This window comes from Brevundimonas sp. Leaf280, from assembly GCF_001422455.1.
In the GTDB taxonomy this organism is placed as follows: Bacteria; Pseudomonadota; Alphaproteobacteria; order Caulobacterales; family Caulobacteraceae; genus Brevundimonas.
The window spans coordinates 306,813-321,580 of sequence record NZ_LMNC01000003.1 but is presented as its reverse complement, the minus strand read 5'-3'; the positions used below and the strand labels follow the sequence as shown (position 1 = coordinate 321,580).

The window sequence follows — 14,768 nt, the reverse complement described above, 5'->3', positions numbered from 1 at the left end:
GCGGTGTCGGAGCACATCACCATGAAAATCGCGCAAATCACCCCTCTGTATGAGGCCGTGCCTCCCAAGCTGTACGGCGGCACGGAGCGTGTGGTGGCGCATCTGACCGACGCCCTGGTCGATCTGGGCCACGACGTGACCCTGTTCGCCAGCGCCGACGCCCAGACCAAGGCCCGTCTGGTGCCCGTGCGCGATCAGGCCATCCGCCTGGATCCGGCGCCGCTGAAATCCGATCTCGCCGCCCACCTGTCGATGCTGGGCGAAGTTCTGGACCGCGCAGACGAGTTTGACGTCATCCACTTCCATACCGACATGGTCCATTTCCCGCTGTTCCAGAAATGCGCGGACAAGACCCTGACGACCCTGCACGGCCGTCTGGACATGAAGGACCTGCCCGGCGTCTATGCGCGCTGGAGCGAGTTCGGCCTGGTCTCCATCTCCGACGACCAGCGCAAGCCGCTGCATTTCGCCAACTGGAAGGCCACCGTCCATCACGGCATGCCCGGCGAACAATACATCTTCTCCCCGAAGTCCGAGGGCTATCTGGCCTTCCTGGGTCGCATCTCGCCCGAGAAGCGCCCCGACCGCGCCATCGAGATCGCCACCAAACTGGGCAAGCGTCTGAAGATGGCCGCCAAAGTGGACGCCGCCGACAAACGCTATTGGGAAGAGACCATCCGCCCGCTCGTCGAGGGCAATCCGCTTATCGAGTTCATAGGCGAGATCGGCGACCACCAGAAGTCTGCCTTCCTCGGCGGCGCGGAGGCCCTGCTCTTCCCTATCGACTGGCCCGAACCGTTCGGCCTGGTGATGATCGAGGCCATGGCCTGCGGCACGCCGGTGATCGCCTTCCGCTGCGGCTCGACGCCAGAGGTGATCGAAGACGGCGCCACCGGCTTCCTGGTCGATACGATGGAACAGGCCGTCGCCGCAGCCGGACGCGCGCATCTGCTGGATCGCGAGGCCATCCGCGCGCGCTTCGATCTGCGGTTCTCGGCAACCGCCATGGCGCGTCGATATCTGGACGTCTACGGCGATCTGCTGGCCCGTCGCCCGTTCGCGGAAACCGCGCTGGATGACGTGGTCACGCCGTTGCGTCCTCGTGAAGAACGCAGCTTCGCCGCCACCGCCTGAAACCAACTCAGTCGGGACGCCGTTGCAATCCTGAGTTAGTAACGGCGTTCATCCAAAAGTTAAGCTTATCCATTACGGTCGTCCCAAATCGGGGCGACCACTATGCAATGGACAGCGATGAGGCGGCGGCTGGCGCATCTGCGCCGGAATACCGCGGGCAACATTGCGACCTTCTTCGCCCTGTCCGCCATGGGACTGACACTGATGGTCGGCCTGGCCATCGACATCAATCGCTATGTCTCGGTCAGGAACCAGGTGCAGGAAGCGCTCGATGCAGCAGCGTTGGGCGCGGCCGCGTCCCGCGCCCAGACGGTCAAGGAGTTGGAAGCGGTCAGCGGTCCCTATCTGGAGGCCAATCTGAAGACCGGCCAACTGCTCGACGGCTGGAAAACCGGCACTCAATACGTCGATGGCAAAATCGTCAGGGTGACGTTCAAGGGCGGGGTCAAACCCATCTTCGCGGGTCTGGCCGGCGTCAAACAGTTCGACATCAACGCCCTGTCCGAGGCGACGCGCGGCGTGGCGCAAAAGATCGAGACCGTCCTGGTGCTCGATAACACCTGGTCGATGAGCGAAAAGGACAGCCGCTCGATCAAGCGGATCGATGCGCTGAAGACCTCGGCCAGTCTGCTGGTCAACGAGTTGATGGCGACCGAGAGCGACGAGGTCTCGATCGGCGTCGTGCCCTATGCGGACTACGTCAATGTCGGGATTGCCAATCGCAAGGCCCCGTGGATTTCCGTGCCCGACGACTATGTTCAGGAGCGCACCTGCACGACCAAGACGACCTATAGCGGCGGCACGCCCTATCCGTGCACCACCGTGCGCGATGGCGTCAGCGAGACCGGCACCTGCTACAAGGATCAGGTGGTCAAGACGGTCACGGTCCCGCCCTATGCTTGCAACGTCAGCTACAAGTGGTTCGGCTGCGTCTATTCGCGCAACGTCGGCACGACGCGGCTGAACGACCAGTCGCCGGCGACGCCCTACAAGGGTTTCCTGACGACGGGCCAGAGCTGCCTGAATGCGGTCAGCCCCTTGTCCAAGAGCAAGTCCAGCGTCCTGAACGCAATCAAGAACCTCGTCATCAATGTCGGCGGCTACAAACCCGAAACCCACATTCCATCCGGCCTGATCTGGGGCATCAATCTGCTGTCGCCTACCGCGCCATTCCAGGAAGGCGGCGCCTACGATCCCGCGAACCGCACGCCGCGCAAGATTTTGGTGCTGATGACCGACGGTGTGAACACCCTGCGCTACCGCTCGTCGGACGGCGCGCACGTCGCCACGGTCAAACCCAATGAGCTGGCGGCGACGGATTCCGATCTCGACTCGATCTGCACCTACGCCAAGTCGAACAAGATCGAGGTCTTCACCGTCGGCCTGAACGTGCCCACCCAGAACGGACGCAATCTGCTGAGGACCTGCGCCACCGATTCCGATCATGCCTTCCTGGCCGAAGACAGCGCCGCCCTGGAAGCCGCCTTCCGCGAGATCGCGCGATCTATCGGCGTCGTACGGTTGATCAAATGAAGGTCGCCCGGCCTCTGTTGATGAAAAAGCACAGGTTCGCCTGAACCCGTCGGCGACTTGCCCATTAAAGTCTGCAAGCGGCCCCTGAGCGCCGCATTCGGGTGCGACACGTTCGGCCGAGGCCTCACAACGACGGGGAAGAGACCGCATGGACGACGCCTATTCCACTCAACTGACCGCCGGTGAATCGGTCGAGGCCACGGGTCTCGAACAACTGATGGCGCTGAAGGAAGGCGATACCTTCCTGGTTGCCGACGGGTGGGGCGACATGAAGGGCGGCGCCGACGGCCTGTTCGCAGGCGACACCCGCGTCCTGTCGCGTTGGGCGATGACGGTAGGCCTGCTGAAGCCGTCGCGCCTGTCGTCGGGCGTCAGCCAGGACAACGTCTTCTTCTCCTGCCACACCACCAACCGTCCCCTGCCCCCGATGGGCGGTCGATCGGCCCCGGCCGGCGTCCTGCATATCGAGCGCCGGCGGTTCCTGTGGAACCGGCGGATGTTCGAGCGCATCCGCATGGTCAACCACGGGGTGGAGGACATCCTACTGCCGCTGGCCTTCGACTTCGGCGCGGACTTCTTCGATATCTTCCAGGTGCGCGGCACGCCTCGGGCCAAGCGCGGGACGATCCATACGCCGACCACCGACGGTCGCCGCGTCACCTTCCGCTACACCGGCCTGGACGATGTGGACCGGTCCAGCTGCATCGCCTTCTCCGAACCGCCCGCGCGCCTGACGCATCAGCGCGCCGAGTTCATGTTCAGCCTACCCAAGGGCCGCTCGCTGGACCTGTTCATCGAGTGCGGCGTGGACGCCTGCGAAACGCCGGACGCCGATCGCTGGCGCCAGAACGCCATCCAGGCCCGCCTGGCCATGCGCGCCAAACGCCGGCGGGGCGCCTCGGTGCGCGGCCCGCGCAGCCCGCGCTTCAACGACTGGCTGGACCAGTCGCGCGCCGACATGGCGCTGTTGACCACAGACTTGCCGACCGGCCCCTATCCCTATGCAGGCACGCCGTGGTTCTCGACCCCGTTCGGCCGCGACGGCATCATTTCGGCCTGGCAAATGCTTTGGCTGGATCCGTCGCTGGCCAAGGGCGTGCTGACCTATCTGGCCTCACGCCAGGCGACCGAGACGTCGCTCTATCAAGACAGCCAGCCCGGCAAGATCATGCACGAAACCCGCGGCGGCGAGATGAGCGCCCTGCACGAGGTGCCGTTCGGTCTCTACTACGGCGGGGTCGACACCACCTGTCTGTTCGTGGCCCTGGCCGGAGCCTACGCCAACCGCACCGGCGATCTGGATCTGATCCGCAAGCTCTGGCCCAATCTGATCGCGGCCGCCGACTGGATGCGCGACTATGGCGACAGCAACAACGACGGCCTGATCGACTACCAGCGCGGGGCCGACACCGGCCTGTCCAACCAGGGCTGGAAGGACTCAGAGGATTCCATCTTCCACGCCGACGGCCGCTTCCCCAAGGGTCCGATCGCGCTTCTGGAGGTTCAGGGCTACGCCTTCGCCGCCTGGAAAGCGCTGGGTGATCTAGGTGAGCGTCTGCACGACGACCGCACGACCGAATGGCGTATGCGCGCCGAACAGGTCCGCTCTCTGGTCGAGGAAAAGTTCTGGATGGAGGACGAGGGCTTCTACGCTGTAGCCCTCGATGGCGACGGACAGCAATGTCGCGCCATCGCCTCCAACGCAGGGCATCTGCTGTTTACCGGCCTGCCATCACTAGAACGCGCTAGGCGCGTCACAAAACGCCTGCTGACCGCCGAGTTCCGCACCGGCTGGGGCATCCGCACGCTGGAGGTCGGACAGGCCCGCTTCAATCCGATGAGCTATCACAACGGCTCGGTTTGGCCTCACGACACCGCCATGGCCGCCGCCGGCATGGCGGCTTACGGCGAGCGCGATGCGGTCGCGCAAATCCTGGCCGAGATCTACGCTGCGGCCGCCCACTTCCACCTGCGGCTGCCCGAACTGTTCTGCGGCTTCCCGCGTGAGCCGGGCGAGCCGCCCATCGCCTATCCGGTCGCCTGTCTGCCTCAGGCCTGGGCGGCGGGATCGGTCTTCCTGATGCTTCAGGCGACCCTGGGCCTGTCGATCGACGCCTGGACCGAGACGGTCGATCTCTCTGACCCCGTCCTGCCCGCCGGTCTGGACCGTCTCAAGATCACCGGTCTGGAAGTCGGCGGCGCCGTTGTCGATCTGAATATCCAGCACGCCGACGGTCGCGCCGTGGTCATCCCGCATCACAAGCAGGGCAAGGTTTCGATCCGCACGTTGCGATAGGGGTCAGCCGAACAGATCAGGCACGCTCGCCCGGTCCAGCGCCTTGGCGAAGACCGTCGGCAGCGCGGCCCGCGCCGCCTCGATCGGCATCCAGCGATAGTCACCGTCCGCATCGACGCGCGCGGTCATCACCGTAAGCGTAAGGCTGAAGTGCGTGAAGACGTGCTCGACAGCGCCCGCTTCGCGCCAGTCGGCCTCGACCGGCGCTGCGGCAACAGGCTCGCCTGTTGTCCAGTCGCTGGTCGGCAGGCCCAGCATTCCGCCCAGCAGCCCCTTTTCAGGCCGCGTCTCGACTGCGACCCGCCCCTGATCATCGACCAGCACATAGGCCGCGCCCCGCCGATGCGGCCGGTCCGCCTTCTTGGTCTTCATCGGAAACCGGGCCGGGTCGCCCGTGGCCAGACCCAGGCATTCGCCGGCTGCCGGACAGGTCCCGCACGACGGCGACTTGGGCCGGCAAACCGTCGCGCCCAGATCCATCAACGCCTGCGCCCAATCCCCTGGCCGCTCGTCGGTGACGAACAGGCCCGCCAGCCGCCTCAACTCTGGCCGGGCGGCGGGGACCGGCGTCTCGACCGCAAACAGCCGCGCCATCACCCGCTCGACATTGCCGTCCACGACATTGGCCGCCAGGTCGAAGGCGATGGAGGCGACGGCTGCGGCCGTATAGGCGCCCACGCCCGGCAGGGCGAGCAGCGCCGCCTCGGTGTCCGGAAACACCCCGCCATGCGCGCCCGCCACCGCCCGCGCGCAGGCCAGCAGATTGCGCGCACGCGCATAGTAGCCCAGCCCCGCCCAGGCCCCCATGACCTCCGCATCCTCGGCCGCCGCCAGGTCCGAGACCGTCGGCCAGCGCGTGGTGAAGGCGTGGAAATACGGCGTCGCATGCGGCACGGTCGTCTGCTGCAGCATGACCTCCGACAACCAGACGCGGTATGGCTCGGTCCGCGGCGCGCCGACGGCCGCTCGCCACGGCAGGCTGCGCGCATGGGCGTCGTACCAGGCCAGCAGCCGCGAGCGGATCAGGTCTATGTCGGGAGAGACGTCAGGCATCGGTCGGGCTATATAGACCCATGCGCCGCACGCTGCCCACAGACGCCGAGGTCCGCGAGATCCTGTCTCGCCGCCGCACCCGTCCGGTCCCCCGACCGGCGCCGCGCGCGGGCAAGGCGCTGACGCCCCTGATCAAGAAGCTGGACGAACAGTTCGGACGCGGCGCCGGCGCGCTGGAGCCCCGCTGGCGCGAGATCGTCGGCGATCGCCTGGCGCGCGTCACCCGCCCGCAGAAGCTGACCAAGGGCAAGGGCGGTCAGCCCGGCGTGCTGGAGTTGCGCGTCGCCGGCGCCGCCGCCCTGCTGATCCAGCATCAGTCCGAGGACATCTTGGCCCGCGTCAACCTGTTCCTGGGCGCCGGGACCGTGGACCGGTTGCGCATCGCCCAGGGTCCGGTCGCCCCTTTGAAGGAGGCCGCCGCCCGTCCCAAACGCAGCGCCAAGCCGCCGCCCCTGCCCGCCGAGGCCGAGGCCGATCTGGCCGCATCGATCGCTTCAGCCCCCGACGATCTGCGCGCCGCCTTGGTCCGGCTGGGCCGCGTCGCCCTGTCGCGCTCCGACATCAAGTCCGACTGAGCGCCGCGCCTTGGTTGGCAGTCGCCCCCCGGTGCTGTAGGAAGAGATTGTAAAGCGACAAATATCCGCACGGCGCTTCCGGTCGCGCGCCTGTATTCCGAGTCCCGATGAAGCAGCAAGACGACTGGCGACTTACCGATGTCGTCGAACACGAAATCGGGCGCGGAGATCCGTTCGCCGCTGCCATACGTGGCACGCGCATGCCGATGGTCATCACCGACCCGCGTCGCGACGATAATCCCATCGTCTTCGCCAACAAGGCCTTTCAGGACCTGACAGGCTACGAGCGCGACGAGATCATCGGCCAGAACTGCCGTTTTCTTCAGGGGCCAGATTCCGATAGGGACGCCGTGGCCAAAATCCGCGACGCCCTGCAGGCCGGTACAGACATCCACATCGATCTGCTGAACTATCGTAAGGACGGCAGCACCTTCTGGAACGCCCTGTTCATCAGCCCGGTGCGCAACGCCCACGGCGACATCGAATATTTCTTCGCCTCGCAGTTGGACGTGACCGAGCGGATCGAGGCCCAGGCCTATGTCGAAAAGCAGAAGGCCCTGGTCGAACGCGAAGTCGCCGCCCGCACCGCCGATCTGCAAGAGGCGCTCGCCGCCAAGACCCTGCTGCTTCACGAGGTCGATCACAGGGTCAAGAACAACCTGACCATGATCGGCTCGCTGCTGCGGCTGCAATCGCGCTCGCTGTCCGATCCGGCCCTGACCGCCACCTTGGACTCCATGTTAGAGCGAGTGGACGCCCTGGCGACCGTTCACCGCAAACTCTATCAGTCCGAGGACGTCACCCAGTTTGACGTCGGCGCCTTCACCAACACCCTGGTCGCCGATGTGATTGGCTCGACAGGACGCACCGATATCGAGGTGTCCGTCGATGTGGAGCCCATGTTCATTCCTTCGACCCATGCCTCGTCGATCGGGCTGATCATCAACGAACTGCTGACCAATGCGATCAAGCACGGCTTCCCCGAGGATCGCGGCGGCCGATTGATCGTCTCGGCCAAAAGAACGGAACAAGGCGGCCAGGTCGTTGTTCAGGACGACGGCCCCGGCATTCCCGGCGCTGCGCATCAGGGATTGGGCAAGACTTTGATCGGTCGTCTTTCAAAGCAGATCGGCGGCAAGACGCTGTGGCTGCCAGCCGACCCCGGAACGCGCGCGGTCGTCGACTTCCCCGTGAGCGGCTAGGTGCGCGCCGCTGGGCCTCACTTCGACATCCTGGTCGTCGAGGACGAGGCCCTGCTTGTGATGGACCTCGAGGCGATGCTTGAGGACGAAGGCCACCGGCTGGTCGGAGAAGCCATGTCCCTGAGCGAGGTCGAGTCGCTGTCGCTCGACGCGCCGCCCGACATCGCCTTTGTCGACATCCAGCTGGCGGATAACTCCAGCGGTCTGGACGTTTGTCGCCTGATAAAGGATCGCTGGCCGTCCACGGCCGTTGTCTTTCTGACCGCCAACCCCAAGATGATCCCCGAGGACTTCCTGGGCGCCCACGGCGTGATCCCCAAGCCCTTCTCACGGTCCGGCCTGCTGTCGGCGATGCGCTTCATTCAGCAGGGCATAAGCGATCCGCCGCCCCGCCAGGACAGGCCGCAAAGTTTCATCCCCGCACCGGCGATCGATCGGGCCTGGGCGCGCGGATAAGGCCCTGTTGACAAAACTTCGCCGCACCTGTTCCAGACTAGTTCAGGGTTGCGCCATTCCCGGGGAATCGCGCGATCATCGCCAACGATCCGATCCGAGGAACCTTCATGGCCGACACTGAATCCCGCTTCGCCCGCATGAGCCGTCGTGCGGCCATCACCGGCGCCGCACTGGCGACCATGGCTCTGGCGGCCTGCGGCGGCGGCGCCAAGGGTGCGGCGGAAGGCGACATGGGTCTGGGCGCGCCCGAAGGCGCCAAGGTCACGGTGGTCGAATACGCCTCGGTCACCTGCCCCCACTGCGCCCTGTGGCAGAAGAACACCTGGCCGGCGTTCAAGGCCAAATACGTCGACACCAACAAGGTCCGCTACGTCTTCCGCGAACTGCCGACACCGCCGGTCGACGCCGCCACCGCCGGCTTCCTGGTCGCGCGCTGCGCCGGCCCGGACAAGTATTTCGACGTGGTTCACCAGCTGATGGCGACGCAGCAGGAGATGCTGACGTCCTCGCCGCGCGACTGGCTGCTGCGCACCGCCCAGGCCGCTGGCCTGTCCGAGCAGCAATTCAACGACTGCGTCACCGACAAGGACGCTGTCGCCGCCATGGAGAAGCGGGTTCAGGCCGCGCGCGCCCAAGGCGTGACCGGCACCCCGGCCTTCTACGTCAACGAAACCCAGGTCATCTCGCCCGGCGGCGAAGGCGCCAGCCTGGCCGACCTGTCCACCGCCATCGACGCGGCCCTGGCCAAGTAACCGAGGCCAAATCAGATGATGCGACGCGCCTTCATCGCCGCCGGTTTCGCCTTGGCCGCCCTGACCGGCGGTTTGGCGACGCCGGCGCTCGCCGCCGATGCGCCCCCGCCCGTCACGGCCCAGGATCATATCCTGGGTCGGGCGAATGCGCCGGTCACGGTGATTGAATACGCGTCCTTCACCTGCTCGCACTGTGCGGACTTCCACAACACCGTGCTGCCGGCCTTCAAGGCCAAATACATCGACACCGGCAAGGTCCGGCTGGTTCACCGCAACCTGCCGACCGCGCCCGCCAATGTCGCCGCCGCCGCGGCTGCGGTCGCCCTGTGCGCCGCGCCCGAACGCTATTTCGACGTGGCTGCCGTCTTCATGCGCGATCAAGCCAACCTGCAGACCACCGGCGCCCAACCCTGGTTCGCGGCCGGTATCGCCGCCAGCGGCAAGAACCGCGAGCAGATCGAGGCGTGCCTGAACGGCCCGACCATCCGTACGGCCCTCGACGCCCAAATCGAGGGTGCGCGCGCCGCAGGCGTCACCGGCACGCCCACCTTCTTCGTCAACGGGACGATGGTGATGGAGCATTCGCTGGAGGCCCTGTCGGCCGCCATCGATCCGCTGCTTCGGTAGTCCGCCAGGACGATGCAGTTCCAGCGCCTCCGGCTTGTCGGCTTCAAGTCGTTCGTCGATCCGGCGGAGGTACACATCGAATCCGGCCTGACCGGCGTCGTCGGCCCGAACGGCTGCGGCAAGTCCAACGTCCTTGAAAGCCTGCGTTGGGTCATGGGCGCCAACTCGGCCAAGGCCATGCGCGGTCAGGGCATGGACGACGTCATCTTCGCCGGCGCCGCTGGCCGTCCTCCGCGCAGCCACGCCGAAGTCAGCCTGACCATCGACAACGCGGCTCGCCGCGCGCCCCAGCCCTTCACCGACAGCCCCGTGCTGGAGGTGTCGCGCCGGATCGACCGGGGTCAGGGCTCGACCTACCGCATCAACGGCAAGGAGGTGCGCGCCCGCGACGTCCAGCTGCTGTTCGCCGACGCCTCGACCGGCGCCAACTCGCCCGCTCTGGTGCGTCAGGGCCAGATTTCGGAACTGATCGCCGCCAAGCCGCAGAACCGCCGGCGCATTCTGGAAGAGGCGGGCGGCGTCGCCGGTCTGCACACCCGTCGGCACGAGGCCGAGCTGCGCCTCAAAGCCGCCGAGACCAACCTGGACCGGCTGGACGACATCGGCCGCGAGCTGGAGACGGCGCTGAACCGGCTGAAGCGCGAAGCCCGCCAAGCCGAGAAGTACAAGAAGATCTCGGCAGAGATCCGCGCCCTTCAGGCCGCCCTGCTGTATGTGCGTTGGAACGACGCGCGTCTGGCCGCAGAGGCCGCCGCCGCCGAACTGCGCGAGGCCGACCGGGCGGTGGCCGACACCACGACCGCCGCCGCCGCCGCACAGACGGCCGCCCTGTCCGCTCAGGACGCTCTGAAGCCCGCGCGAGAGGAGGACGCCGTCGCCTCCGCGCTGCTGCACCGCGCCAGCCTGGAGCGCGATCGGCTGGACATGGCTGAACAGGCGGCCCGTGCGGAAGTGGATCGCCTCAAGGCCGAGGCCGCCCGCATCGCCGCCGACGCCGCGCGCGAAGACGGCATGGCCGCCGACGCCCAGCGCGAACTGGACCGGCTCGACAACGAACTGAGCCGGCTGAAGGCCGAGATCGCCGCCGCCCCCGAACGCGGCCCCGAATTGGACCTGGCCCTGGCGGCCGCCGAGGACGCCCGCAAGGCCGCCGACGGCGAGGTCGAACGGCTGGCGGGGATGCTGGCCGCCGTCGAGGCCCGCGCCAATGCCGAGACGGCCCGCAAGCGCGACGCCGAGGCCCGGCTGACCCGCGTTACCGCCCAGCACGATCAGGCCCGGCGCGAACGCGAGGCTCTAGGGCCGCTGGAAACGCCCGAGCTGGAAACCGCCCGCCAGGCTTTGGAAGCGGCGCAGGCCGACCTCGCCGCGGCGCGCGACGCCGTCGAGGCGGCCGAGGCGACACGCGGCGAACTGGCCCGCGCCGAACAGGAGGCCCGCACCGCCGCCCGCGCCGCAGAGGACCGGCTGGGCCGGCTCCAGACCGAGGCGCGCGGCTTGGCTCAACTGCTGGTCACCGGCAAACGCGACCATCCCCCCGCCCTGGACAAGGTGCGGGCCGACAAGGGTTATGAGGCCGCCCTGGCCGCCGCCTTGGGTGACGATCTGGACGCGGCGCTGGACGCCAAAGCCGCCGCCTATTGGGGCGGGGCGGATGCGCCCTCCTCGTCCTGGCCCGCCGGTATCACGCCGCTTTCGGATCATGTGCAGGCGCCGGAACAGCTGACCGCGCGCCTCGCTCTTTGCGGTGTCGCGCCCAAGGCCGACGCGGCCCGGCTGGCTCAGGCCCTGCCGCCCGGCGCGCGCCTGGTGACGGTGGAGGGCGACCTTTATCGCTGGGACGGGTTCGTCAGCCGCGCCGAGGCGCCGCGTCCGGCCGCCGTGCGGCTGGCACAGCGCACGCGCCTGGCCGAGCTTGAAGCCGAGATCGACAAGGGCAGACCAGCGCTGGATCAAACGCAGGCGGCCCAGAAGTCGGCGACGGAAGCCTTCCGCGCCGCCGAAGAGACGGTCAAGGCCGCACGCCTGAAGCCCTTCGCCGCCGACAAGGCCGTGACCGCCGCCCGCGACCGCGTGGAAACCCTGGCCCGCGAGCAGGCCCGCCGCGAGGCCCGCGCCCAGGCGCTGGACGACACCGTGAGCCGGCTGGCGGCCGACGCAGCCGAGGCGCAAGCCGCCCTGGACGCCGCCCAGACCACCGAAGCCCCGTCCGAGACGATCGCCGGCCTGCGCGACGAACTGACCGCCGCCCGCTCCACGGCCGACGCGGCCCGCACCGCCGCCCAGACCGCGCGCTCGGACCGAGACGCCGAGGCCCGCGATCGTCAGGGTCGCGAGCAGCGGCTGGGCAGCCTGACCCGCGCGCGCGAAGGCTGGGTCACGCGGTCCAAGGACAGCGCCGGCCGCGTCGCCGCCCTGGCCAAGGACGCCGACCGGACCGCCGCCCTGCTGAAACAGGCCGAGGTCGCGCCCCAGGGCTTCGCTGAACAGCGCGGCAAGCTGCTGGACACGCTGGTCGCCGCCGAACAGAGGAAACAGGCGGCGTCGGACGCCATGGCCGTCGCCGAAACTCAGGCGACCGAGGCCGACCGCGCGTCGCGCGCCACAGACACCGCCGCGTCGCAGGCCCGCGAGGCGCGCGCCGGCCTGTCCGCCCGCGCCGAGGCCGCCGCCGAGAAGCTGGCCGAGGCCGAGACCACCCTGCGCGAGACGGCGCAGATGTCGCCGCAGGAGCTGGGTCAGAAGCTGACCGACGACGCCATCGCCCGCCCGCCCGACGCCGCCGGCGCCGAGAGCCTGCTCTATGGGCTGGAGCGCGAACGCGAGGCCCTGGGCGCCGTCAACCTGCGCGCCGAGGACGAGGCGGTCGAATACGGCGAGCGGCTGAACAGCATGAAGTCGGAACGGATCGACCTGACCCAGGCGATCGCCAAGCTGCGCGACGGCATCGACGAGCTGAACGCCGAGGGCCGCGAGCGGCTGGTGGCGGCGTTCGACGTGATCAACGCCAACTTCAAAACGCTGTTCGAGGCCCTGTTCGGCGGGGGCCAAGCCGAGCTGAAGCTGGTCGAGAGCGACGACCCGCTGGAGGCGGGGCTGGAGATCTACGCCTGCCCGCCCGGCAAACGGTTGTCGGTCATGAGCCTGATGAGCGGCGGCGAGCAGGCGCTGACCGCGGCGGCCCTGATCTTCGGCGTCTTCCTGGCCAACCCCGCGCCGGTTTGCGTGCTGGACGAGGTGGACGCGCCGCTGGACGACGCCAATGTGGACCGCTTCTGCCGGATGCTGCACGAGATGCGCAGCCGCACCGACACCCGCTTCATCGTCATCACCCACAACCCCGTGACCATGAGCCGGATGGACCGGCTGTACGGCGTCACCATGCCCGAACGCGGCATGAGCCAGCTGGTCAGCGTGGACCTGAAACAGGCGGAGACCCTGGTCGCATGATCGCCCTGCTGCTCGCGCTCGCCGATCCTCAACTGATTCCAACCGGCGTCGGGCGGTTCGCCATCTATGCCGACGCCGCCTCGATCGAACGCGAGGGCGACGTGGCGAGGATGCGGGAGCTGCAGGTGACCGAGGCCGGGTTCAAGGTCGGAGACGTGACCTATGTCGGGGGCTGGTCGCGGTGGGCGTTCGACTGCCGCGCGAGGACGGCGGATCGGTTGGACTTCTCCTCTTTGAAGGCGGACGGGACGGAAGGGCCGGCGACGCCCGACGCCGCCCCCGCCTATGACGCCGCGCCGGGCGGGGATGCAGCCGAGCTGCTGGCCATCGCGTGCGGGGTCGAACGGCCGGCCCAGGCGCTGACGCTGCACCAGGCCATCAGCCAGGGACAAAGGGCGCTGGCGGACTGACGGCCCCCTCGGCGGGCTTGTCCGACCCTTGCGGCCATTCGATACGGTCGCGCGGCAGGGCCTCGCGGCATTCGTTGCGCATGAAGGCCATCAGCTTCTCGCGGATCTCGCAGCGCAGGTCGAAGGCGACCGGGGCCGAGCGGGCGCTGGCCAGGCAGCGCACCTGAAGCACGCGTTCTGTGATGTCGGTGACCTGCATCACCTGCACGTCGCCGTCCCAGTGTTTGGACGCCTTGACGATGCCTTCAAAGGCGGTGCGCAGCCGGTCGATGGGCGCTTCGTAATCGACGTAGAAGAAGGCCACGCCGATCAGGCGGGCGTTCTCGCGCGTCCAGTTCTGGAAGGGCTTGGTGATGAAGTAGGACAGGGGCAGCACCATCCGGCGCCAGTCCCAGAGCTTGACCACCACATAGGTCGAGGTGATTTCCTCGACATTGCCCCACTCGTTCTCGACGATGACGGCGTCGTCCAGGCGGATGGGCTGGGTCAGGGCGATCTGGATGCCGGCGACCATGTTCGTCAGGATCGGCTGAAGCGCCAGACCGGCGATGATGCCGACGACGCCAGCCGAGGCCAGCAGGCTGACGCCCCATTGACGGAAGCCGGCGATGGTCATCAGGGCCAGGCCCACGGTGACGATGAACAGCACGACCTTGGCGACCCGCTGCAGGATGCGGGTCTGGGTCAGGTGCTTCCTGGCCAGCAGATTGTCCTCGACGGCGATATTGTACCGCTTGAGATGCATGACCGACCACATGTCGAGCACGCCCGACGCCATCCAGCCGAGGGTCAGGATGAACAGGAACAGCAGAGCGCTGCGGATATCCTCGGACGGGCCGGGATCCATCGGCGAGACGGTCACGCCGATGCCGATCCCGATGATGATGATCAGGACGCGCAGCTTGACCCGCGCGCGCTCGACTACGCCGCGCCAGAAGAGATCCTTGTTCCGAACGACGCGACGCAGGATGGCGAAGACGATCTTGTGCGTCAGCCAGCCGCCGCCGACGAAGACCAGCAGGACCAGGCCGATGACCGCCCATTCGGGCAGCCAGTCGAACCGGTGCCACAGGGCGCGGATCTGGCGAGTGACGGCGATGATTTCGGGAGGCATGAGCTTCCTAACGCGTCAGGGCCGAGACGGTTGATGTCTCCTCCCTGTCGCGAAGCGATGGGGAGGTGGCGCGGCGCGCCCTTTGCGCCGTGACGGAGGGGTTCTTCTTTCGGCGTGAAGAGCCCCTCCACCGCTACGCGGTCCCCCTCCCCACACGTGGGGAGGA

12 protein-coding genes are annotated in these 14,768 nt (G+C 67.7%); 10 read left to right on the top strand and 2 right to left on the bottom strand.

Translation table 11 applies throughout. The features are described 5' to 3' along the window. The first annotated feature begins 21 nt into the window (after positions 1-21). From ASF31_RS07640 to ASF31_RS07630, 3 genes are all read left to right on the top strand, one after another. Positions 22-1,134 (top strand): glycosyltransferase family 4 protein, encoded by a 1,113-nt coding sequence (locus ASF31_RS07640; protein ID WP_055754196.1) that lies wholly within the window; start codon positions 22-24, stop codon positions 1,132-1,134. Between the two features lie 117 nt (positions 1,135-1,251). After that, positions 1,252-2,667 (top strand): VWA domain-containing protein, encoded by a 1,416-nt coding sequence (locus ASF31_RS07635; RefSeq protein WP_055754083.1) that lies wholly within the window; start codon positions 1,252-1,254, stop codon positions 2,665-2,667. Positions 2,668-2,815: 148 nt separating this feature from the next. Then, entirely contained in the window at positions 2,816-4,963 is a 2,148-nt protein-coding gene (locus ASF31_RS07630; protein ID WP_055754082.1) for an amylo-alpha-1,6-glucosidase, read from the top strand. Positions 4,964-4,966: 3 nt separating this feature from the next. Here ASF31_RS07630 and mutY read toward each other — a convergent pair whose 3' ends face one another. Beyond that, entirely contained in the window at positions 4,967-6,016 is a 1,050-nt protein-coding gene (gene mutY / locus ASF31_RS07625) for an A/G-specific adenine glycosylase (RefSeq protein ID WP_055754081.1), read from the bottom strand. Between the two features lie 20 nt (positions 6,017-6,036). Between mutY and ASF31_RS07620 the strand changes: the two genes are divergently transcribed. The 7 genes from ASF31_RS07620 to ASF31_RS07590 all read left to right on the top strand — a co-directional run bounded on the left by ASF31_RS07620 (position 6,037) and on the right by ASF31_RS07590 (position 13,488). Then, positions 6,037-6,591 carry a DUF721 domain-containing protein gene (locus tag ASF31_RS07620; protein ID WP_055754080.1) on the top strand — a complete coding sequence of 185 codons (555 nt, stop codon included), beginning with the start codon at positions 6,037-6,039 and terminating at the stop codon, positions 6,589-6,591. A 107-nt stretch (positions 6,592-6,698) separates the two neighbouring features. Beyond that, on the top strand, positions 6,699-7,793 hold the full coding sequence (locus ASF31_RS07615) for a PAS domain-containing protein (protein ID WP_055754079.1): 1,095 nt from the start codon (positions 6,699-6,701) through the stop codon (positions 7,791-7,793). Further along, entirely contained in the window at positions 7,794-8,249 is a 456-nt protein-coding gene (locus tag ASF31_RS07610) for a response regulator (protein ID WP_082465069.1), read from the top strand. Positions 8,250-8,356: 107 nt separating this feature from the next. Continuing rightward, positions 8,357-9,001 (top strand): DsbA family protein, encoded by a 645-nt coding sequence (locus ASF31_RS07605; protein ID WP_039246870.1) that lies wholly within the window; start codon positions 8,357-8,359, stop codon positions 8,999-9,001. Positions 9,002-9,016: 15 nt separating this feature from the next. Beyond that, complete coding sequence (locus ASF31_RS07600; RefSeq protein ID WP_055754078.1) at positions 9,017-9,628, top strand: thioredoxin domain-containing protein; 612 nt, start codon at positions 9,017-9,019, stop codon at positions 9,626-9,628. A 12-nt stretch (positions 9,629-9,640) separates the two neighbouring features. Next, positions 9,641-13,078 carry a chromosome segregation protein SMC gene (gene smc / locus ASF31_RS07595; protein WP_055754077.1) on the top strand — a complete coding sequence of 1,146 codons (3,438 nt, stop codon included), beginning with the start codon at positions 9,641-9,643 and terminating at the stop codon, positions 13,076-13,078. Continuing rightward, a complete protein-coding gene (locus ASF31_RS07590; RefSeq protein ID WP_055754076.1) occupies positions 13,075-13,488 on the top strand; it encodes a surface-adhesin E family protein in 414 nt (137 codons plus the stop codon). Before smc ends, ASF31_RS07590 begins: the two co-directional genes overlap by 4 nt. Here the strand turns inward: ASF31_RS07590 and ASF31_RS07585 are convergent. Further along, on the bottom strand, positions 13,457-14,602 hold the full coding sequence (locus ASF31_RS07585; RefSeq protein ID WP_055754075.1) for a mechanosensitive ion channel family protein: 1,146 nt from the start codon (positions 14,600-14,602) through the stop codon (positions 13,457-13,459). The genes ASF31_RS07590 and ASF31_RS07585 overlap by 32 nt on opposite strands. Positions 14,603-14,768: the final 166 nt, after the last annotated feature.

Coding starts and splice junctions, on each gene's coding strand:
- ASF31_RS07630 (WP_055754082.1), top strand. CDS start 2,816: ATGGACGACGCCTATTCCACTCAACTGACCGCCGGTGAATCGGTCGAG.
- ASF31_RS07590 (WP_055754076.1), top strand. CDS start 13,075: ATGATCGCCCTGCTGCTCGCGCTCGCCGATCCTCAACTGATTCCAACC.
- mutY (WP_055754081.1), bottom strand. CDS start 6,016: ATGCCTGACGTCTCTCCCGACATAGACCTGATCCGCTCGCGGCTGCTG.
- ASF31_RS07620 (WP_055754080.1), top strand. CDS start 6,037: ATGCGCCGCACGCTGCCCACAGACGCCGAGGTCCGCGAGATCCTGTCT.
- ASF31_RS07635 (WP_055754083.1), top strand. CDS start 1,252: ATGAGGCGGCGGCTGGCGCATCTGCGCCGGAATACCGCGGGCAACATT.
- ASF31_RS07585 (WP_055754075.1), bottom strand. CDS start 14,602: ATGCCTCCCGAAATCATCGCCGTCACTCGCCAGATCCGCGCCCTGTGG.
- ASF31_RS07640 (WP_055754196.1), top strand. CDS start 22: ATGAAAATCGCGCAAATCACCCCTCTGTATGAGGCCGTGCCTCCCAAG.
- smc (WP_055754077.1), top strand. CDS start 9,641: ATGCAGTTCCAGCGCCTCCGGCTTGTCGGCTTCAAGTCGTTCGTCGAT.
- ASF31_RS07605 (WP_039246870.1), top strand. CDS start 8,357: ATGGCCGACACTGAATCCCGCTTCGCCCGCATGAGCCGTCGTGCGGCC.
- ASF31_RS07600 (WP_055754078.1), top strand. CDS start 9,017: ATGATGCGACGCGCCTTCATCGCCGCCGGTTTCGCCTTGGCCGCCCTG.
- ASF31_RS07615 (WP_055754079.1), top strand. CDS start 6,699: ATGAAGCAGCAAGACGACTGGCGACTTACCGATGTCGTCGAACACGAA.